18 protein-coding genes are annotated in these 20,264 nt (G+C 69.6%); 13 read left to right on the top strand and 5 right to left on the bottom strand.

The genetic code is table 11. The annotated features are described in order from the left end of the window. The first annotated feature begins 4 nt into the window (after positions 1-4). From PYR72_RS04130 to PYR72_RS04180, 11 genes are all read left to right on the top strand, one after another. Positions 5-988, top strand: coding sequence for a dihydrodipicolinate synthase family protein (locus PYR72_RS04130; protein WP_275453932.1), 984 nt, complete (start codon positions 5-7; stop codon positions 986-988). Next, positions 985-2,454, top strand: coding sequence for an aldehyde dehydrogenase family protein (locus tag PYR72_RS04135; RefSeq protein WP_275453933.1), 1,470 nt, complete (start codon positions 985-987; stop codon positions 2,452-2,454). The genes PYR72_RS04130 and PYR72_RS04135 overlap by 4 nt, the downstream gene beginning before the upstream one ends. 23 nt (positions 2,455-2,477) lie before the next feature. Beyond that, on the top strand, positions 2,478-2,993 hold the full coding sequence (locus PYR72_RS04140) for a cupin domain-containing protein (RefSeq protein ID WP_275453934.1): 516 nt from the start codon (positions 2,478-2,480) through the stop codon (positions 2,991-2,993). 154 nt (positions 2,994-3,147) lie between these two features. Beyond that, positions 3,148-4,044, top strand: a complete 897-nt coding sequence (locus PYR72_RS04145) for a hypothetical protein (RefSeq protein WP_275453935.1) — start codon at positions 3,148-3,150, stop codon at positions 4,042-4,044. A 19-nt stretch (positions 4,045-4,063) separates the two neighbouring features. Next, a complete protein-coding gene (locus tag PYR72_RS04150; protein ID WP_275453936.1) occupies positions 4,064-4,636 on the top strand; it encodes a 3-phenylpropionate/cinnamic acid dioxygenase subunit beta in 573 nt (190 codons plus the stop codon). A gap of 61 nt (positions 4,637-4,697) precedes the next feature. Then, entirely contained in the window at positions 4,698-6,119 is a 1,422-nt protein-coding gene (locus PYR72_RS04155; protein ID WP_275453937.1) for an SRPBCC family protein, read from the top strand. Beyond that, on the top strand, positions 6,112-6,819 hold the full coding sequence (locus PYR72_RS04160; RefSeq protein WP_275453938.1) for an SDR family oxidoreductase: 708 nt from the start codon (positions 6,112-6,114) through the stop codon (positions 6,817-6,819). The genes PYR72_RS04155 and PYR72_RS04160 overlap by 8 nt, the downstream gene beginning before the upstream one ends. Further along, positions 6,807-8,066 carry an FAD-dependent oxidoreductase gene (locus PYR72_RS04165; protein WP_275453939.1) on the top strand — a complete coding sequence of 420 codons (1,260 nt, stop codon included), beginning with the start codon at positions 6,807-6,809 and terminating at the stop codon, positions 8,064-8,066. The genes PYR72_RS04160 and PYR72_RS04165 overlap by 13 nt, the downstream gene beginning before the upstream one ends. Positions 8,067-8,070: 4 nt before the next feature. Continuing rightward, positions 8,071-8,259 (top strand): ferredoxin, encoded by a 189-nt coding sequence (locus PYR72_RS04170; protein ID WP_275453940.1) that lies wholly within the window; start codon positions 8,071-8,073, stop codon positions 8,257-8,259. A 450-nt stretch (positions 8,260-8,709) separates the two neighbouring features. Further along, complete coding sequence (locus tag PYR72_RS04175; protein WP_275453941.1) at positions 8,710-9,255, top strand: cupin domain-containing protein; 546 nt, start codon at positions 8,710-8,712, stop codon at positions 9,253-9,255. Positions 9,256-9,409: 154 nt separating this feature from the next. Beyond that, the gene (locus tag PYR72_RS04180) at positions 9,410-10,633 is read left to right on the top strand and encodes an FAD-dependent monooxygenase (protein WP_275453942.1); all 1,224 of its coding nucleotides are present in this window, start codon (positions 9,410-9,412) and stop codon (positions 10,631-10,633) included. A 323-nt stretch (positions 10,634-10,956) separates the two neighbouring features. Here the strand turns inward: PYR72_RS04180 and PYR72_RS04185 are convergent, their stop codons facing one another. Further along, the gene (locus PYR72_RS04185; RefSeq protein WP_275453943.1) at positions 10,957-12,171 is read right to left on the bottom strand and encodes a cytochrome P450; all 1,215 of its coding nucleotides are present in this window, start codon (positions 12,169-12,171) and stop codon (positions 10,957-10,959) included. Between the two features lie 97 nt (positions 12,172-12,268). On the opposite strand from PYR72_RS04185, the gene PYR72_RS04190 reads away from it, so the two are divergent. Then, a complete protein-coding gene (locus PYR72_RS04190; RefSeq protein ID WP_275453944.1) occupies positions 12,269-12,916 on the top strand; it encodes a TetR/AcrR family transcriptional regulator in 648 nt (215 codons plus the stop codon). A 204-nt stretch (positions 12,917-13,120) separates the two neighbouring features. Further along, positions 13,121-14,545 carry an MFS transporter gene (locus tag PYR72_RS04195; protein WP_275453945.1) on the top strand — a complete coding sequence of 475 codons (1,425 nt, stop codon included), beginning with the start codon at positions 13,121-13,123 and terminating at the stop codon, positions 14,543-14,545. A gap of 202 nt (positions 14,546-14,747) precedes the next feature. Here the strand turns inward: PYR72_RS04195 and PYR72_RS04200 are convergent, their stop codons facing one another. From PYR72_RS04200 to PYR72_RS04215, 4 genes are all read right to left on the bottom strand, one after another. Next, entirely contained in the window at positions 14,748-16,763 is a 2,016-nt protein-coding gene (locus PYR72_RS04200) for a glycosyl hydrolase (RefSeq protein ID WP_275453946.1), read from the bottom strand. Between the two features lie 221 nt (positions 16,764-16,984). Then, positions 16,985-17,839, bottom strand: a complete 855-nt coding sequence (locus tag PYR72_RS04205; RefSeq protein ID WP_275453947.1) for a carbohydrate ABC transporter permease — start codon at positions 17,837-17,839, stop codon at positions 16,985-16,987. Continuing rightward, positions 17,836-18,804: a sugar ABC transporter permease gene (locus tag PYR72_RS04210; RefSeq protein ID WP_275453948.1), complete on the bottom strand. Its 969-nt coding sequence runs from the start codon at positions 18,802-18,804 to the stop codon at positions 17,836-17,838. Before PYR72_RS04210 ends, PYR72_RS04205 begins: the two co-directional genes overlap by 4 nt. 88 nt (positions 18,805-18,892) lie before the next feature. Then, the gene (locus tag PYR72_RS04215) at positions 18,893-20,212 is read right to left on the bottom strand and encodes an ABC transporter substrate-binding protein (protein WP_275453949.1); all 1,320 of its coding nucleotides are present in this window, start codon (positions 20,210-20,212) and stop codon (positions 18,893-18,895) included. Positions 20,213-20,264: the final 52 nt, after the last annotated feature.

Below are 20,264 nucleotides of genomic sequence, written 5' to 3' on the forward strand. Positions count from 1 at the left end.
CAGCATGCGCATCCAACTCGACGACATCACCGGGGTACTGGCGATCATGCCGACCCCGGCGACCCCGGACGCGTCGGATCCCTCCGTGCTCGACACCGTCGACCACGAGGAGTCCCGCCGGGCCGTCGACGCCCTGATCGCCGACGGGGTCGACGCCGTGATGATCACCGGCACCTTCGGCGAGTGCGCCACGCTCACCTGGGACGAGCACCGGGCCTTCGTGACCACGGTGGTCGAGCAGGCGGCCGGCCGGGTGCCGGTGTTCGCCGGCGCGACCACGCTCAACACCCGCGACACCATCGCGCGGGCCCGGGTCTTCGCCGACATCGGCGTCTCGGGGCTGTTGCTGGGACGTCCCATGTGGTCGCCCTGCGACGACTCCGCGGTGGTCGGGTTCTACCGTGACGTGGCGGCCGCCGTCCCCGACCTCGGCATCGTCGTGTACGACAACCCGGTCTCCTTCGGCGGCAAGATCTCCCCGAAGGCCTACGCCCAGCTCGCCGCCATCCCGCAGGTGATCGCCGCGAAGTACCCCGTCCTCGGCCCGTCCTTCCTCGCCGATCTCGACGCCGTGGCGGGCCGGATGCGGCTGCTCCCCGTCGAGCGGGACTGGTACTACACCTGGCGCTGGGCGCCGGACGCGATGACGGCGTGCTGGAGCGGCAGCGCCTCCTGCGGTCCGGCCCCCGCGGTCGCCCTGCGGGACGCCATCCGCGAGGGACGCGCCGAGGACGCCGAGGCCATCGCCCGTGGCTATCGCCATGCCGCGCAGACCTTCTTCCCCCAGGGCAGCTTCGAGCTGTTCTCCAAGTACAACGTGCAGCTGGAGAAGATCCGTATCGACGAGGCCGGCTACCTGCGCGCGGGCCCGAGCCGGCCGCCGTACGTGGAGTGCCCCGAGCCGTACGCCGAGGGGGCCCGCGAGTCCGGCCGGCGACTGGCCGAGCTGCACCGCAGGTACGCCGCCGTCCCCACCGCCGCGCGATGACGGCCACGGCGCACGAGACCGTGGGGACACTGCTCCACCTCGTCGGCGGGTCGCACGAGGAGGGGCGCGGCAGCTTCGAGGTGCGCGACCCCGGCCGCCCCGACGACGTGGTCGCCGTGGTCGCCGACGGCGGTGCGGCGGAGGTGGACCGAGCCGTCGCCGCGGCCCGTGCCGCAGGCCCCGGCTGGGCCGGCACCGCCGTCGCCGAGCGGATCGCCCGGATCGAGGCCGGGCTGGAGACGGTGACCGCCGCCGGCGACGACCTGGCGGAGACCCTGGCCCGCGAGAACGGCGCCCTGCGGCGCGAGGCCCGGCTGGACCTCGACCGCAGCATCGCCCTGTTCCGCAGCCTGCTCGACCTCGCCCCGGCCCACCTCGAACCCGTCGTGCTCGACAGCCCGGCCGACCGGGTGACCATCCACAAGAAGCCGGTCGGCGTGGTGGGCATCGTGGTGCCCTGGAACTCCCCCATGGTGCTCGCCGCGAGCAAGGTCGCTCCGGCCCTGGTCACCGGCAGCACCGTGGTGGTCAAGCCGTCCCCGGAGGCCCCGGTGGCGCTGACCCGGGCGCTGGCGCTGCTGGCCCGCTCCCTGCCGGACGGCGTCGTCAACGTGGTCAACAGCACCGGCGACGCCGGCCCCGCACTGACCGCCCACCCGGATGTCCGCAAGATCTCCTTCACGGGCAGCACCCAGGTCGGCCGGCAGGTCATGGCCGGCGCGGCGGGCACCCTGAAGCGGATCAGTCTGGAACTGGGCGGCAACGACCCGGCGGTACTGCTCGACGACATCGACGTCGAGTCCGTGGTCGGACCACTGGCCGCGGGCGCGTTCACCCGCGCCGGGCAGATCTGCTTCGGGGTGAAACGGGTCTACGTCGCCCGCTCACGGTACGACGAGCTCGTCGAGGCGCTGCGCGCGCACCTGGCCGGCTTCACCGTCGGTCACGGCCTCACCGACGAGGTGTCCTTCGGCCCCGTCATCAACCAGGCCCAGGCCGTCCGGCTGCGGGAACTGGTGGACCGTACCCGCGCGAGCGGGGCGAGCGTGACCGAGCTGGGGTCGCTCACCGACGAGGCGGCCACGAGCGGCGGCGCCTACCTCCTGCCGACCCTGGTGACCGGCATCGGCCAGGACGCCGAACTGGTCGCCACCGAGCAGTTCGGACCGGTGCTCCCCGTACTCCCGTACGACACCGTGGACGAGGCGGTGGCGCTGGCCAACGACAGTGAGTTCGGGCTCGCGTCCTCGGTGTGGGCGACGGACGTCGAACGCGCCGCCGAGGTGGCGCTGCGGCTGGAGGCGGGATGCACCTTCGTCAACAGCCACAACCTGTGGTCGCTTTCGTTCGCGATGCCCTTCGGAGGCGTCAAGCAGAGCGGCATCGGCCGTGAGCGTACGGCCCTGGGGCTGCAGGAGTACGTGGAAGACCATGCGATCCGCTGGATCAAACCGAGCGGTTCCTGAACCGAGAGACAGGAGACGATGACGTGACGACAGACGACGAGCTCGCGGAGTTCCGTCGGGGGATCGCCGAGCAGCGCGAACCCCTGCCCCGCGGCAACAAGCAGGCGCGGATGGTCATCCGGGGGGCCGATCTGAAGTGGTACACCCCGCCCGGCCACAACCCCTCGCATCTCGCGCCGGTGCTGGGCACCCCCATCCGCTCCTTCGAGCTGTTCATGCAGGAGCTGCCCCCGGGTATGGCCTCGGACATGCAGCAGCACCATCACGAGGCGGTGCACTGCATCCTCTCCGGCAGCGGGTACAGCGAGATCGGTGACCAGCGCTGGGAGTGGGAGGCGGGTGACTTCGTCTGTGTCCCGCCGATGGAGTGGCACCGCCACTACAACGGCAGCGACGAGCATCCGGTGCGGATGCTGCTGGTGGAGAACTCCCGGCTGCTGGACGCCCTGGGGCTGAACTACCGGACCTCGGAGGGCTTCATCACCTGGGCGGAGCTGGTGGAGCGGCAGCGCGGCACCACGGATCAGCCGGGGTCCTGACGCATCCCTCCGGTTGCTGCGACCGGCGGGGCGCGTCGCCGGCGCTCCGCCGCGTCGCGTCACCGCCGCCGGAAGCCCGAACAGTGTCTTGACGTCACAAGTCATCCGTGATTAGGCTGAAAAAACTTTCGGAATACGAAAAAAGGAGCCCGAGGTGAGTCAGACCACCGTCCAGCGCGGGGTCGAGACGGATCGCGCCTGGGTGTGCCTGTCGCACAGCCCCTTCATGACCCTTCCCGGCAACCAGGACGCGGGGCCCGAGTACCGCGCCGCCGTCGAGGACGTGAAGAAGTTCATCGCCGACTTCGCACCCGACCTGGTGGTGATGTTCGCGCCCGACCACATGAACATGCTCATGGAGGTCCGGCCCCCCTTCACCGGCGTCCTGTCCGGCTCGACCCTGCCCGAGTTCGACATTCCCAGGATTCCGCTCACCGTCCACCCGCTCGCCGCCGAGGTGTACGCCTCGGTCGTGCAGAACGGCGTCGACCTCGCGGTCGGCGAAGGGGTCAGTGTCGACCACGGCACGGGACTGACACTGCTGCAGCTCTTCGACGAGCCGGGCGCGGTGCCGCTGCTGCCCGTCGTGGTGAACGCCATCGGCTTCCCGCTCTTCCCGGTCTCCCGGGCGGTGCGTCTCGGAGAGGCCTTCGGACAGGCCCTCGCGGCACGCGAGGAACGCGTCCTCTACATCGGCACCGGTGGCCTGAGCCACCACCCGCCGTTCCCCGAGCCGCAGCCCGGCGCCCGGCGGTTCGACCCCGAGCAGCGCGCGGCCTCGCTGGCGACGGCCCTGGACTATCTCGATCCGGAGTGGGACCAGGCACTGCTGGCCGGCATGGCGGGGGGGCAGGCGGACCTCTTCGCCCGCGTCGAGCAGCCCGAGATCGACCCGCGGGGCGGCGGCGCCAACGAGATCCGCACCTGGGCCGCGGCCTGGGCGGCAGGCGGCTCCACACCGGCCACCCACACCTCGTACGAACTGGTCGAGAAGTGGATCACCGGGATGGGCGTGGCCTTCGGATCGGGCCGCCGGCCCGTGAGCAGCTGAGGCAGGAAAGGTGCCCCCCATGAATTCCGTCGTCAACGAGCTCGGCGAGGACACCGTCGAGCACACCCTCGACCAGGTCGACCCGCGCGCCATGGCCCTGCAGTGGAGCATCGCGCAGTTCCTGTACCGCGAGGCCGACCTGCTCGACGAGCGCCGCTTCGACGAGTGGCTCACCCTGCTCCACGCGGACGTCGAGTACCAGGTGCCGATCCGCCGCAACGTCCACTCCGGCGACCTCGCCCGCGAGAACACGAGGGGCGGCCGGGACACGATGTGGTTCGACGACGACAAGCGCACCCTGACGATGCGGGTGACCCAGCTGAACACCGGCGAGCACTGGGCCGAGGAACCGGTCTCCCGGGTCTCGCACCTGGTCACCAACATCCGCCCCGTCCTCGTGGCGGACGACCGGGTCGAGGTCACCAGCCGTTTCGTGGTCCAGCGCAACCGCGTCGACACCGAGAGCGACCTGTTCGTCGGGCGGCGCCACGACACGCTCGTACCCGCCGCGGGCTCGTGGCTGGTCCGCAAGCGGGTGGTGCTCGTCGACCAGAGCGTTCTCCTGGCCAAGAACCTGACGATCTTCCTGTGAATCATGCCGAGGCGCACCCGACGGGACGGGCAGCGGCTGAGCAGAAATGAGAGCAACAACGATGACACCCGGTGAACGCAACGACCCTCTCGACCTCTCGACGCTGGTCGACGCCGAGCAGGGGATCATCAGCCGAAGGATCTTCGTCGACGAGGACATCTTCAAGGCCGAACTCGCCCACCTGTTCCGACGCGCCTGGCTGTTCGTCGGCCACGAGTCGCAGATCCCGGAGCCCGGGGACTTCTTCTCCTCCCGGATGGGCACCGACTCGGTGCTGCTGACCCGGGACACGGAGGGCGAGGTGCACGTCCTCCTCAACTCCTGCCGGCACCGGGGCATGAAGGTGTGCCGCTACGACTCCGGCAACACCCTGGACTTCACCTGCCCCTACCACGGCTGGTCCTACTCGGTCGACGGCGAACTGGTGGACACCCCCGGGGACCTGTTCGGAGTGCCGCACCTGCGCAACGCCTACGGCGGCAAGCTCCGCCGCGAGGACTGGGGGCTGGTGCGGCCGGGACGGACCGAGAACTACCGCGGACTGATCTTCGCCACCTGGGATCGCGACGCCCCCTCCTTCGAGGACTACGTCGGCAGCTTCCGCTTCTGGCTCAACAACCTCGCCGACAGCCTCGGCGGAATCGAGGCCGGCGCCGAGACGATCGCCGGTGTGCAGAAGTGGCGGGTGCCCGCCAACTGGAAGTTCGTGGCGGAGAACTTCCTCGGCGACTCCTACCACGCCGACACCACCCACGCGAGCGTCGAGGCCGTCGGCATCGGTCCCGCGGGGGCGGGCGGCACCCGGCACGGGACGGGGCCCGGCGCCCTGGCGGCCCGGCGGGCCACGTTCCAGCGCTCGGTCTCCTGGCCCGACCTCGGCCACGGCGCCTGCGACTCGCCCGACGAGGACCGGCCCTCGCCGACGTTCGCCGACCACCCCGAACTGACCGAGTACTTCGCCGAGCTCTCCCGCGCTCGCCGCGAGACCAGGCTCGCCGCCGGTCACCCGGTCGGTGCGAACGGTCCCGCCACCATGTTCCCGAACATGTCCCTGCACGCGCTGGGCTTCCCCAAGACCATCATGGTCGCCCATCCCGTCTCGGCCCACGAGACCGAGATCTGGCGGTGGTACGTCGCCGACAAGGACGCCCGCGAGGACGCCCGCGACTGGCTGCGCCACTACTACCTGCGCTACTCCGGCCCGGGCGGCCTCACCGAGCAGGACGACCTGGAGAACTGGGACTACGCCACACAGGCCAGCCGCGGCACCCGCGCGAGCGAGCTGCCCTACAACTACGCCCAGGGCCTGGGCATGACCCGGCCTGCCTCTGTCGAGGGGGCACTGGAGTCGACCCACTGGTCGACCGAGGAGAACGCGCGCAACTTCTACGCCCGTTGGGCCCGTCTGGTCCAGGGCGAGAGCTGGGAATCCCTGATGAAGTCGGCCGGCACGCGCCACCAGACCGAGGTGAACCATGGCTGAGATCCGACGCACCGCGATCGTCACGGGTGCCGGCTCCGGCATCGGAGCCGCCGTGGCGACCCGCCTGACCGCCTCCGGCTACGAGGTGGTCGCACTCGACAGGTCCTTCCCGGAAGCCACCTCCGGAAAGGCCCAGCACCGCGTGACGGGTGACATCGCCGATCCGGACACCGCGCGGGCGGCCCTCGACCGGCTGAGCGGCCCGGTGGACGTGATCGTCAACGCGGCGGCCATCCGTCCGACCGGTCCGGCCACCCAGGTCTCCGACGACGACTGGCGGCGCACCTTCGAGGTGAACGTCGTGGGGTCGGCGTCGTTGGTGAAAGCCGCCGCGCCGCGGTTGCGCGACGACCACGCCTCCATCGTCAATGTCGCCTCCGGAGCGGCGTTCGGAAAGCCGAGCCTCGGCGCCTACGGAGCGACCAAGGCCGCGCTCGTGAGCTGGTCACGCACCCTCGCCACTGAGCTGGCGCCGCGCGGCATCCGGGTCAACGTGGTGGTGCCCGGCGCCACCGAGACGGGGATGCTGGTCGAGGCGAGAGCCACCGGGACCGGCACGGACAGCGCTCGGGCCTCGCGCAACCTGGGCGGCGTGGTGCTGGACCCGGACACGGTGGCAGCGGCGGTCGAAGGTGTCATCGGTCTGCCCGCGGTCACCGGGGCCGTCGTCCCGATCGGCCTGCTGCCATGGGTGTGGTGAAGGTGCCCGAACAGGTGGTGGTGGTCGGCGCCTCGCTGGCCGGCGTCCGCGCCGTACAGGCCCTGCGCGAAGAGGGTCACACCGGCCGGATCGTACTGTTGGGTGAGGAGCCGCATCTCCCCTACGACCGGCCGCCGTTGTCGAAGCGGATACTCACCAAGAACTGGCCCGTCGAGCACATCGCCCTGCTCGATCAGGACGAGTGGGACGAGCTCGAGGTCGACATCCGGCTCGGGAGCAGAGCCGTGGGACTGGACGTGTCCGCCCACGAGGTGCGTCTCGCCCACGGCGAGGTCGTCGCCTACGACGGGCTGGTCATCGCCACCGGGGCCAGCGCGCGGACACTTCCGGGAACGCCCGTATCGGCCCCTGGCGTGCACACGCTGCGCTCTCGCGACGACGCCCTCCGGCTGCGGACGGCGCTGCGCGGGTCCCGGAGCCTGGGCGTGATCGGCGGAGGCTTCATCGGCTCCGAGGTCGCCTACGGAGCAAGCGGCCTGGGCCTGGAGGTCACGGTGCTCGAACGGGGGGCAGGTCCGATGGCCGAGGTGCTCGGCCCGGACGTGGCCGAGGGCCTGGCGAAGCTGCAGGCCGCCTACGGGATCGACCTGCGGACCGGGGTCGAGGTGACCCGGCTGGTGCCGCGCGACGACTCCGGCACGCGGGTCGAGGTGCACACCGCCGACGGGAACGTCCTCGCCTTCGACGAGGTCCTGGTCAGCATTGGTTCCATGCCCCGCGTCGAGTGGCTGGAAGGCTCCTCGCTCCGGGTCGACCGCGGACTGCTGTGCGAGCCCACCCTGTTCGCCGGTGATGATGTCGTCGCCGCCGGGGACGTCGTGCGCCTGGTGGACGTCGACGGCTCGGTCGGGCGCCGCGTGGAGCACTGGACCGACGCGTCCCAGCAGGGCGAGCTCGCAGCCGCCAACCTGCTGGCGGGCAGCGAGAACGCCGAGCCCTACACGGCACTGCCCTACGTGTGGTCGGACCAGTTCGGGCTGCGGATCGAGGTCCTCGGCGACCCGGCCGGGGCGGACGAGGTGGTCGACGTTCCGCTGTCCGACGGCACGGCCGCGGGGGGCGGGAGCGGCGAACCCCGCCTCTACCGCTACCACCGGCGCGACGAGACCGTCGCGTACGTCGGCATAGATGTGCCCAAGGAGATCCTGGCGCTGCGCCGGGCCGCCCCGACCCGCTCCGACCTGACGCGGGTCCACCAGGACGTCAAGAGCAAGAGGCAGAGGTGACCTCATGAAGATCGAAGCCGACCAGTCCGCCTGTATGGCCTACGGCAACTGCGTGGCCGTCTCCCCCGATGTCTACGACCTCCCGGACCAGGTGGTCGAGGTGATCCTGCCCGAGCCCCCACCGGAGCTGGAGGCGGCTGCCCGCAAGGGTGCCCGCAGGTGCCCGGCCAAGGCCCTGACGGTCCTGGACTGACCGACCGGTCCGGGCGCGCTGTGCCTCACCGGAACGTGCCGCGGACCGGGCGACCGGCTCATACCGGGACGGTATCGGCCCCCACCGAATGGGACTTGGACAGGGCGGCCCTCGCAGGGTTGGCTGGTCCTACGACCTACCGGCTTCCGGACGACTCGTCGTCGGGGCCTGCTCTCCCGGGCAACAGGGGCCCGCGTGCCGCACCCGTCCGGCAGCTGAAGCAGACCTGAGGTCGAGATCGTTTCCCCCCACACCCCTGGCCACCGCGAGCACGCGGTCGGCGCCGGCCGGACCGGCGCCGACCCGGCAGATGACCAGGCCGGTCCGGCCACCTGATGCAGGGAGACGGGCCACGGTGCGTCCGCGCTGCGGGACGGAGCCGATCGGACCCGGGGTGGATCGTGTCCGCGCCGAGCCCGTCTCATACGCACACCATGGAGGTAATCACACATGACCACCACACCCCAGTCCTCCGAGGAAGAGCCGACCACAGTACGGCCACTGGTGTGGGACCCGGAGGAAATCCAGAAGCGGGTCTCGCTCGTCGAGGCCGGAGACGGCGAGATCACTCTGGACGGCACGCTGCAGATGAAGCTGCTGGAGGCGGGTGACACCACCGCCGGAAGGCTGGCCGTGGGGATCGCGACCGTGCAGAAGGGCCGCAACTCGGGTCTTCAGCACCGGCACCAGCAGCACGACGAGGGCTTCTACGTCCTGTCCGGCCGGGTGGAGTTCAGCGTCGAGAAGGAGACGCGGGTCGTCGGCCCGGGCACCTTCATCATGGTCCCGCCCGGGGCACCGCACGGCTTCCACAACCCCTTCGACGAGGAGGCCGTGATGTTCTGCACCTTCTCGCCGAGCCTGTACGTCGGCCTGTTCCGGGAGATGGCCGAGATCATGCGTAAGGACCCCACCCAGCTGGGTCCGGTCCAGGAAGTGGCGAGGCGTTACTTCACCGAGTTCTCGGAGGAGTACGCCCGGCCTCCGATCGACTGACGTCCGGCCGTCGCTCACGGCCGGAGCACCAGGAACGGACCGCGCCGACGCCGGCGGCGCGGTACCGCCGGGACCTCTCGTGGGACCCGGCACGCAGGACCGCGCCGGCATTCACTCAGGGACAAGGAAGTTTCTCGTGAAGAACCAGCTTCGTGTGGGAATAGTAGGCGGCTCTCTCGTCGGCATGACCGCAGCGGTCCTACTCCGGCGCCAAGGGCACGCCGTGACCGTGTTCGAACGCTCCAAGGGAACGTTGGACGAGCGGGGTGCGGGCCTCGGCCTTCCGCACACCTTCCTCGACCAGCTCACGGAACTCGGACTGTTCGACCCGGAGGCACGCGGTCTGCGCAGCTCGACACGTCGGGTGTTCTCCGTCAACTCCGGGGATCTGCCGCTGGGCAGGGTCGTCGGGACCCAGCCCATGATCGTCGAGATGCAGCACTGGGGCCTGGTCTACCAGCAGATCTCCTCTCGGGCCCAGGACGTGGACATCCGTCGGGGCACGACGGTGTCGAAGGTGGTCCCGGGCGAGCGGAGTTCCGCGGTCCATCTCCCCTCGGGAGCCGTCGAGGAGTTCGATCTCGTCGTCGGCGCGGACGGGTACCGCTCCCGCGTCCGGACCGATCTGTTCCCGGACGCACGGCCGGAGTACAGCGGGTACCCGGTCTGGCGCGGGGTCGTGGACGAGGACCGGATCGCCGACATCACTCCCGTGGAGGACAGCTTCCAGAGCATCGGCACCAAGAACGGCGGCACGGCGATCTACCTGGTCCCCGGGCACAAGGGCGAGCACGGGAAGGGACGGCGCCGGCTCAACTGGGCGTGGTACGACGGCAACGCCCCGCTGGACGTGCTCGGGGCCGAGTACGACGACCAGGGCAAGGTCGCACAGCTGCAGGCCGTCAGTGCGGGCGAGAAGATGCCGGACGCCATGCTGGAGTACCTGCACACCGCAGCGGCCAGGTACCTCCCACCGTGGCACCGCGACATCGTGGTAAACACCCCTGATCCCGCCATGCAGGGGATCTGGGACCTGGAGCTGGCCCACTACGTCAACGGCACGGCCTGTCTGGCGGGCGACGCCGGCAGCATCGCCCGCCCCCACACGGCCAGTGGAGGCGTGAAGGGGATCACGGACGCGTTGGCGCTGGCCCGCCTCGTCGGTGACTCCGACACCGTCGAGGAGGCACTCGCCGCCTACGACGTCGAGCGGCCTGCGGCGGGCGCGGCCCTGGTGAAGGTGGGCAAGGCCTTCGGCTCCCAGCAGGTCCTCGACGCGCCCGACTACAGCACCATGGACCAGAAGGGCTTCGAAGCCTGGATCGCCCAGGGCGCGAGCGCCATGCACTACGCCTTCCGGGAAGCGGCGAAGGCCTGAACGTCGAGGCCTTCACCAGTGGTCGGACAGCGGGGATGCGCCTTCGGCTGATCGCCGTGCTCGACTTCCGCGTCGGCCGATGTGCGGCGAGATCTCCTCCGGCACGGCTCGGTTCCCGCCGCCGTCCGGTGTCTGCACGAGGCGGGGCGCCCGGCTCAAACAGAGTCGCGTGCCCCGCCTCGTACGTGTGAGGGCCCTCAAACGCACGGCTGAGGACCCGCAACCAACGCCTGACTTCGGTGTCGCCCGCGTCCTGGCCCCGTCCTGCCCCGCTGCGAAGTCGCCGTGGGGCAGGACGGGGCCAGGTGGCCGGCGGGGCGGGCTCAGTGAGCGGCTCCGGTGTGCACGGGTATCTCCAGGGGTCCGAAGATGCTGGACTCGTGCCGGAACCGCAGTTCGGAGACCGGCACGGCCAGTCGCAGATCAGGGACTCGCCTGGCAAGGGTTCCCAGGGCGATCTCCAGCTCCGCGCGCGCCAGGTTCGCACCGAGGCACAGATGGGGACCGAACCCGAACGCGAGGTGCTGCCGGCTCGCCTGGTCCGGGTCGATCACGCCAGGATGCGCGACCGCCTCGGGGTCGTGATTGGCCGCGTTCGTCAGCAGCAGGACGCCGTCCCCGGCCCGGATCTGTCGGCCGTGCAGTTCGACGTCCTCGACGGCCACCCGGACGGTGACCCTCTCGGCGATCGTGAACCAGCGCAACAATTCCTCCACGACATCGGGGACACGGTGGGGCTCGGTGCGTACGACCTTCCAGAGCGGAGGGCGCTGCAGGAGTGCGAGGGTGCCGAGCCCGATCATGCTCGCCGTGGTCTCGTGTCCCGCGACCAGCAGCAGCACACCCAGCTCCACGAGGTAGTCGTGGTCGGCGCCGTCCCGCGCCTGACGACCGAGCAGGTCGTCGGTGGGGCGCCGTTCCTTGTCAGCGACCAGGGAGTGCATGTAGTCACGCAACTCCTCAAGCGCCGCCGCGCGTTCTTCCCGACTCGCCGCCGCGGAGAGGAAGCGGCTCGACCGCTCTTCGAAGAACGCGTGATCGCCGTAGGGCACGCCGATGAGTTCACAGATGACCAGCGAGGGGACCGGCAGGGCCAGGACCTCGAACAGGTCGACCGGCTGTGTTGCGTGCAGGAGTCGGTCGATCCGCTGGTCGACCACCTCCTGGATCCTCGGTCGCAGCCGGTTGATCCGGCGTGAGGTGAACTCCTGGGTCACCGCACGCCTGGCCAGGGGGTGTTCGGGAGGGTCCATCGTGATGATGTTGCGCGGCACGTCCCGCCGCCGGGTGGGCTGGCTGGCGCTGAGCAGCGGGTAGCCCTCCCGCCTGCGATCGGTGCTGAACCGGACGTCGTTCAGCACCTCACGGACGACCGAGTGCCGTGCGACGGCCCAGACCTCGCGCCCGTCGTGCAGCGTGGCAGGGAACGCAGGTTCGAGTGCCAGCATCCCGGCGTAGTCCGCCGGAGGTGCCAGCCCGTCCTCCCGGCGTACCGGCAGATGGACTACGGGGCAGGTCCTGTCAGAAGTCCGTTGCATGGGCGACCCCATCTCTAAGTGGACGAATTCTGTCCACTTGACGGTAGCTAGGCTGGACCCGAATGTCGAGGGACGGCCGGCCACCCAGGAGGAGCCCGTGGGGACGCACCCGCCAGGAGCCACGCCGACGAGGCTGCGTGGCGACGCGCGGCAGAACCGCGACCAGATCCTCCAGGCCGCCCGCCAGCAGTTCAGCCGGTACGGGTTCGACGTGGCCATGCAGGATGTGGCCCGCGCGGCCCGGGTGGGCGTCGGGACGCTGTATCGAAGGTTCCCGAGCCGGGAGGCGCTGGTGAGCGCGGTCGTGCTCGACAGCCTGGAGCTGGCGATGGACCGGATACGCGAGGCGCGGGCCACGGAAGCGGATGCGTGGAGTGCGCTGGAGCGGGTGATGGCCGAGGCCGCCGCGCTGCAGCTCGCGATCGACGCGACGCTGCACGGCGCCGGATCCCGCGCCGAGTTGCGGACGCCCGAAGTCCTGGCCGGACGCCGGCGCCTGCTGGACCTCTTCGGGGAGATCGTGTGCGAGGCCCGGACCGAGGGCACTCTGCGTGCGGACGTCGGGGTGGGCGATGTGGCCATGGCGGTCGCCATGCTCGCGGGCGTCCGCCCGTCGACCCTCCCGGAGGGCGCTCACCGCCGACTGCTGGCCATGGTCATGTCCGGCCTGCGTGTCGACGGCACGTTCGTCGCACTGCCGGGAGAGCCGGTCACCCGCGAGGACTACGAGAACCGGGGCCACTGAGACCGTACGGCCGGGCCGCTCGCCCCGGACCACTCAGGCCGGGACGCGACATCGCCGGGCGACGGAAGCTGCTCGCGACCGGAAGCCGAGGACTCGTTTTCCGCTTTCACACATCTTGACGGGGGATATCACCGTCACTAATCTCCGAAGAAGTTTCGCCAAGCGAAAAATCTGGGAAACGGCGAGGACATAGGAGATCGAACAATGGCCATCACAGAGTCCGAGGTCGGGGCGAGACTTGACCGCCTGCCCATCTGGCCTCACCCGAAGTCCCTGCTGTTCATGCTGGGCGCCGGGTTCTTCTTCGCCTACTTCGAGGGCGTGAACATCGGGATCGCGCTCCCGGGCGCCCTGGACCAGTTCAATGCCTCGCTCGGCGACGGCGCCAGGGTGGTCAGCCTGGGCCTCTGGGGCACCCTGCTCGGTACGCTCAGCAGTGGCTACCTGTCCGACCGCAAGGGCCGTCGCGCCGCCCTGTTCTCCGGCGTCCTGCTCTGCGGAGCGGGCTCACTGGTCAGCGCGTTCGCCCCGTCCCTGACGGTGTTCACCGGCGCGCGTTTCCTGGCCAACATGGGCGCCGCGGCGGCCTCGATCACCATCGGCTCCTACCTCAGCGAGCTCTCCCCCGCCGCCCGACGTGGCCGCCACGTGGCCACGGCCGTCATCCCCGGAATGGCCGGACTGGCCAGCGTGCCGTTCATCGGCCTCGCGGTGGTGCCCGCGTTCGACGCCGGCTGGCGGGTCATGCTGGCGATCCCGGCCCTGGCAGCGGTGATCTACCTGGCCGGGTACCGCATGATGCCGGAGTCGCCACGCTGGCTCGTCACCCACGGCCGTGCGGACGAGGCGGAGAAGGTCCTCCGCAAGGCGGAGGACCACGTACGCAGCCGGATATCCGGCGAACTGCCGCCGGTCGACACTCGACAGACCGCGCGGCCCGGCACCGTCCTGGACGCAAAGGAGACCGGTCAGACCTGGAAACTGTTCCAGCCCCCCAACCTGCGCTGGACCGTCCTCTTCGCCCTGATCTGGTTCGGCTTCCAGGTTCCGGTGAAGTCCGTACTCGGACTCGGCGTCGAGTTGCTGACCAGACGCGGCTTCGACATCGCACAGAGCATCGCGCTCTCGATCGGCCTGAGCGTGGGTGTCGTCATCGGTGCGCTGCTGGCGTTCGCCGTCACCGACATGTTCCCCCGCAAGCACTCGCTGGCGGCCATGACGGCCGCCAGCGCGGTGCTGATCATCCTCATGGGGATCTTCCCGACCACCGCGTTGATCGTCGTGGCCTGGGTGGCCATGGGAATGGTGATCGGCTTCAGTACTCCCATCCTGAACCTGATCACCGCCGAGCACTTCCCCACCAGGATCCGCAACCGGGGCGCCTCCGTGTCCTCCGCGCTCGGCGACCTGGGCGGAGTGGCGGGCCCCTACATCGCCGTGGCGGCGTTCACCGCCGTCGGGTTCTCGGGAGCGTGGTTCGCCTTCGGTGGTTTCCTTCTCGTGTTGCTGATCCCGCTCGCGATGACCCGCAACACGAACGGGACGGCCCTCGAGAGCGTCACGACCGATCTGCCGGCGGACGTGCCGGCCGGCAGCGAAGCCGGGACGGCCACCCGCACCCCTGCCTAGGTTCTCCCGGCCCGACGTGCCGGACCTCTCCCGAAAGCGCCCGCACAGGTCGCGCCGACGGACGCCTTCCCTCAAGTCCGGCCCCTCTCCGTGCAGTCGCCCCTGCCATACGGAGAGGGGGACGTCGGTCCCCACACGGACCGAGGTCGCCGGGCCAGGGGCAACCGGCCCCGCTTGTGCGGGTTCGTCGGGCCCCTCAGGGTCACAGGGCCCTGATGTCGTCCACGTACACGACCCCCTTGAGAGCCCCGCTGGTGCCGTGCCCGAGGTACAGGTTGAACGCCGTCACCTTGGCGAGATGAGCCGCGTCGAGCAGAGCATCGGCGTGTGCGGTGTCCCAGGGGGCGGGTCTGAAGTCGGTGAAGAGTGCCTGGATCCGCTGCCCGGTGGTGTCGGACAGCGGAACCCCGTACTCGAAATAGGCTCCGTCCGCGACAATCTGGAGCGTCGCGCCGTTTCCCGATCCGTCGCCCTGGAGCCACAGCGCCATGGTGGTGAAGGCGGACCAGTCGGCGTCGACGGACCTGCCGATGCCGGTGTACTCGGCGCTGCTGAAGTCGTAGGCGTAGGCCAGCCCGTAGGAACCCGCGGCCTTGTGCTCGCTGGACAGGGTGGTGACGTTGGAGTTGACGTGGCTGTAGGCCTCGCTGAGGCTGACGTCGTCCCCGGCGTAGCCCTCGAAGTCGTCCACCCACCCGTTGGGCAGGGGCACGACCTCGCCGAGGAGCACCACGGCCGAGTCGGTGAGCGTCCTGCCGTCCACCCGTGCGCTCACCGTGACGTCGGCCTTGCGGTTGTCCAGCCAGGCCGGGTCGACCGACCAGACACCCGAGTAGAAGCCGTCGGCGTCGAGGCGCAGCGGTCTGGGGCGTCCGCCGTTCACGGCCCAGGTGACTCCGCTCGCCCGCGCCGGTGTGACCCGCAGCCGCACGGTGGTCCTGGATGTCGTCACGCGCTGCCGGTCCGTGGGCGTCACCAGGTGCAGGAACGGCTCGTTCCTGACGGCGGTGGTGCGTGCGGAGAACACCCCCCGCAGATCGTCGGCGAAGACGGTGTACGGGTCTTCGTAGTACGACACGAAGTCCGCCCACAGCGGATGGCCCGGGTAGGGCACATAGGCGCGGTTGGTGCCTCCGAAGTTGGCCCAGGTCAGCATGTACGTCGCCTGACGGGCCAGCGGGTCCGCCTTGACGGCGGCCAGTAGCCGGGTGAACCACTTCACGTCGCGTCCCTCGGTGCCGCTCTCCCCAAACTCGCTGAGGGCCGGTGCCTTGCCCCGCTCGTTCGCCAGCCGAACCACCATGGCCAGGTCCTTCACCAGGCCGTTCAGCCAGCCGGCCGAGCCGGCCGAATCGTCGTAGGCGTCGTAGCCGAGGATGTCGACGAACCGGTCGCCGGGGTAGGTCCTGAGATAGCCGGTCGGGTCGCCTCCGAAACTCTGGTTGGGCGAGTAGGCGTAGAGCAGGTTGTGGACGCCTTTGGTGTCGCGCAGGTACTCGACGGTGTAGCGGTACAGCTCGATGTACTCCGCCGAGGTGGTGTGGCCCGCGCCCCACCAGAACCAGCCGCCGTTGTTCTCGTGGAAGGGACGGAAGATCACCGGGATCTCGGTGCCGTCGGGGCGACGCGCGCCCTTGACCGCCCTGGCTATGCGGTCGAGGAAGGAGGTGAACCGCGCGTGCTGCGCACCTCCGGGAAGGATCCGGCCGACCACTCGGCCCGCCGTGTCGTTGAAGTTCCCGCCGGTGACGAAGTTCGGCATGTGTGCGCTGAGGGTGTTGATGCCGCCACGGGCGTCGCCCTGCCTGATGACTCGGCTGAGCGCGGCGATGTTCTCGGCGTGGGTTCCGCCCTCGACGCCGGGCCGCTCACCGCCGTCGAGGATGAGGGTGTCCCAGCCGAAGACCGCGGGATGGTCGCCCACCGCCCGCTCGGTGTCGGACGCTCTGCCGTTCGGAGTGCCGAAGGTGAAACCGTAGGTGAGGTCGTGCTGGTGGCCGAAGAGGATGCCCTTGCCCTGTTGGCGCTTGAGGAAGGCGAACAGGGAACGGGTGGCGGGGTTCGCCCTGTCGTCGACGAGTCGGACCGGCGTCGGCACACCGGCGGATGTCCGGGACGACGGTGAGGCGACGGCCGTCGACAGCTGGGAGCCCGCTGCAACGGCGACCGAGGCGCCGAGGAGGACGAACGCGCGGCGGTTCAGGGGTGGGTTGGGCATGGACGTCTCCTTTGACGTGGGTAGCCCTGCTCATGGAAATGACTCACTGCGGTGGAGTGGGGGTGGGGGAACGGCCCTCACTGTGCCGGCCCTCACTGCCCCGGCCCCCGTGGACCGGGCAACGGGTCGGCCGTGGGCTGCGGGGCGCGGCGTCGTGGAAGTGGCACCGTGAACCGGTCGGGCGGGCACGGCCACGTGTCCGGTCGTGGGGCTGCGCCCGTTCACTTCGTGGCGCCGCGTGCAAACCCGTTGTAGATGTAGCGCTGGAGGAAGAGGAAGACGACGAGGGTGGGCACGATGACGAGGATCGCGCCGGCCGAGATGGCCTCCCAGTGGGCGCCGAAGGGGCCCTTGAAACGGAACAGGGCGGTGGAGATGGTGCCCAGGTCCTCGGAGGGCATGTAGAGGAAGGGGATGTAGAAGTCGTTGTAGACGGTGATGCCCTTGATGATGACGACGGTGGCGATCGCCGGTTTGAGCAGCGGGAAGATGATCCGCCAGTAGATGCTGAGGGCGTTCGCGCCGTCGAGCCGCGCGGCCTCGTCGAGGGAGACGGGGATGGAGCGGATGAACTGCAGGAAGATGTAGATGGACACGATGTCGGTGCCCATGTACAGCAGGATCGGCGCCCACCGGGTGTCGAACAGACCGAAGCTGTTGACCACTTGGAAGGTGGCGACCTGCGTGGTCACGCCGGGCACCAGGGTGGCGACGAGGAACAGCCCCATGACGAGCTTCTTGCCGCGGAAGCCGAACCGGTCGATGGCGTACGCGGTCATCGAGCCGATCAGCACGGTGCCGGTGATCGAGAACAGCAGGATGAAGGCGGTGTTCCCGAACGCGGTCAGCATGTGGCCGTCGCGGAACGCGGTGGTGTAGTTGGACCAGTTGAGCCAGTCGTCGGGGAGCCGGAACGCTCCTCCCCCCTCCGTCACCTCCCTCGTCGTCTTCAGCGAGGTGAGGAACACGACGACCAGGGGGACCAGCACCACCGACGAGGCGGCGACCAGCGACAGATAGATCAGGACCGTGCCGAGGCCGCGGGGGCGACGGCTGTCCACGGTGTTGGTGGTCATACGAGATCCACCTTCTCGTCGGGCACCAGGCGGCGCTGGATCCAGGTGATCAGCAGGATGATCAGGAGCAGGACGACGGCCGCGGCCGAGGCCAGGCCCGTCTTGTTGAACTGGAACGCGAGCTTCACCGTCTGGATGACGAAGGTCGTGGTGCCGGTGGCGCCGCCGGTCATGATGTAGGGGATCTCGAACACCGACAGCGACCCGGACACGGCGAGGATCACGCTCAGGCTGATCACCGGCCGGATGCTCGGCACGATCAGATACCGGAACTGGTGCCACCGCGTGGCGCCGTCGAGTTCGGCCGCCTCGTACAGCTCGCCGGGGATCGACTGGATCGCCCCCAGGAACAGCACGAAGTTCAGGCCGGTGAAGCGCCAGACGGAGACGCCTGCCAGGGAGACGTTCGCGGACGTGGGGTCGCCGAGCCAGGCGTGGTCGGTGCCCGCGCCGAACCAGGACAGCACCGAGTCGAGGGTGCCGCCGTCCTGGAAGAAGTACAGGAACACGAAGCCGATGGCGACGCCGTTGATGAGATAGGGGAAGAACAGGATGCCCTTGAAGAGGTTGCGCAGCCGCAGGTTGAAGCTGAGAACGGTCGCGAAGTACAGGGCGACGACGATCTGTACGACTGACGCGGCCAGGTAGTAGAAGCTGACCAGGAACACCCGGAACAGCTCGGGCCGGGTGAACAGTTCGGTGTAGTTGTCGGTGCCGACGACGTGGATCTCGGGGCTGACACCGTCCCAGTCGGTGAAGCTGTAATAGATCATGTTCGCCACGGGCACGTAGGTGAACGTGATCAGCAGGGCCAGCGGGACCAGCAGGAACAGCCAGGGGGTGGCCCTGCGCAGGACTCCGCGGCCGGGACGGGGGCTCTTCGTGGCCTTCCGGGGTGTCGTGCGCGGGGCGGCGCTCTCCTTGGCCACACGTGTAGTAGTGGGCGTCTGTGTGGTGGGGGTCATGTCGGCCTTTCGGTCGTCCGCTGGATGCGGTCGGCGGGCTGGACCCGGAAGCGGGGAGGCTCTGGCCGGGCCCGCGCGCCGCGCGCCGTCAGGAGCCCGCGGTCTTCTCCGCCTCGTTCCACTTCTTGTCGAGTTCGGCGAAGTAGTCCTTCAGGCTTCCGCTCTGGACGCCTCGGGCCATGTCGACCAGCTTCTGCCGGTAGTCGGGCTTGGCCAGGCCGATCTCGGCGGCGTTGTCGATGGCGTTCACCTGGGCGCTCTTGGCCTGGGACTGTTCGAGGAGGGTGACACCGTTGTCCTCGAAGGGCTTCAGGGTGTCCGGCAGGGCGCCCGACTTGAGCGTCGGGATCGAGCCCTCGTTCTGGGCGAAGCCGGACTTCTCGGTGAACCAGTCGACCCATGCCCGCGCGGCGGCCTTGTGCGTCGAGTGGACGCTCACCGCCTGCTGGTAGTCGGAGGAGGTGATCGCGCAGAACTTGCCGTTCTTCTGCGCCGGGAACGGCATGAACCCGATGTCGTCGGGGTTCGTCCCGGCGGTCTCGGCAGCCTTCTGCATCTGGCTGATGGCCCACGAGCCGAGCTGCATGGTGGCGATCTCCCCGCGGGCGATCATGCCCTTGGAGTTCTCCCAGTTGGTGGTGGTGGGGTCCTTCTCGACGAGCTTGTCGTGGACGACGTCGTAGAGCAGGGTGTCGATGACGTTGAGGTCGCTGCCCTCGGCCCAGGGGGCGGTGGAGGTCGCCAGCTTGTCGTTGGCCCGCGCGTCGCAGCTGACCGAGCCGATGCTCGCGGTACCGGCCGTCAGCGGCCACATGTCCTTGAAGTTCGTGTAGTACGGCACCGCGCTCGTCCTGGCCTTGACGGTCTTGAGGTCGGTCAGGAACTCCTGCGGGGTGGTGGGCCAGTCAGTGACGCCGGCCTTCTTCCAGACCGCCTTGTTGTAGACGAACCCGTTGGCGTTGCCCACCGTGGCGAGGCCGTACACCTTGCCGCCGACGGTCGTGTTGCCCGTGAAACGGTACTTCTGGCTCAGTTCGGCGGTGCTGCCCAGCGAGGCGAAGAACGAGGGGTAGTCCTTCTTGGCGATCGCGTTCGGGATCATCAGCACGTCACCGTAGTTCTCGGTGTTCATGCGGATCTTGACCTCGCCCTCGTAGTCGGTGATGCCCTCGAACTTCACCGTCACCTTGGGATAGGTCTTGTTGAACGCGGTCGCGTACTTCTTCATCGTGCCGTTCTGCACGAGGTCCGTGCGGTGCGTCAGGACCGTGATGGTGCCGGACACGTCGGCCGGGTCCTTCGCCGCGTTGGCGGACCCCTCCTTCGTCGCCGCCGCCCCCGTGCATGCCGTCGCGGTGAGCGCCGTGACGGCGATCAGCGTGGCGACGGCGAGCGTCTTCCTCCCCATATGTGCAGCTCCTTCCAGATTTGCGGCTCAGACCCGCCTTTGGGCTGTCGGC

It is taken from the genome of Streptomyces sp. VNUA24 (assembly GCF_029167005.1).
GTDB classification, from domain to species: Bacteria; Actinomycetota; Actinomycetes; order Streptomycetales; family Streptomycetaceae; genus Streptomyces; species Streptomyces scabiei.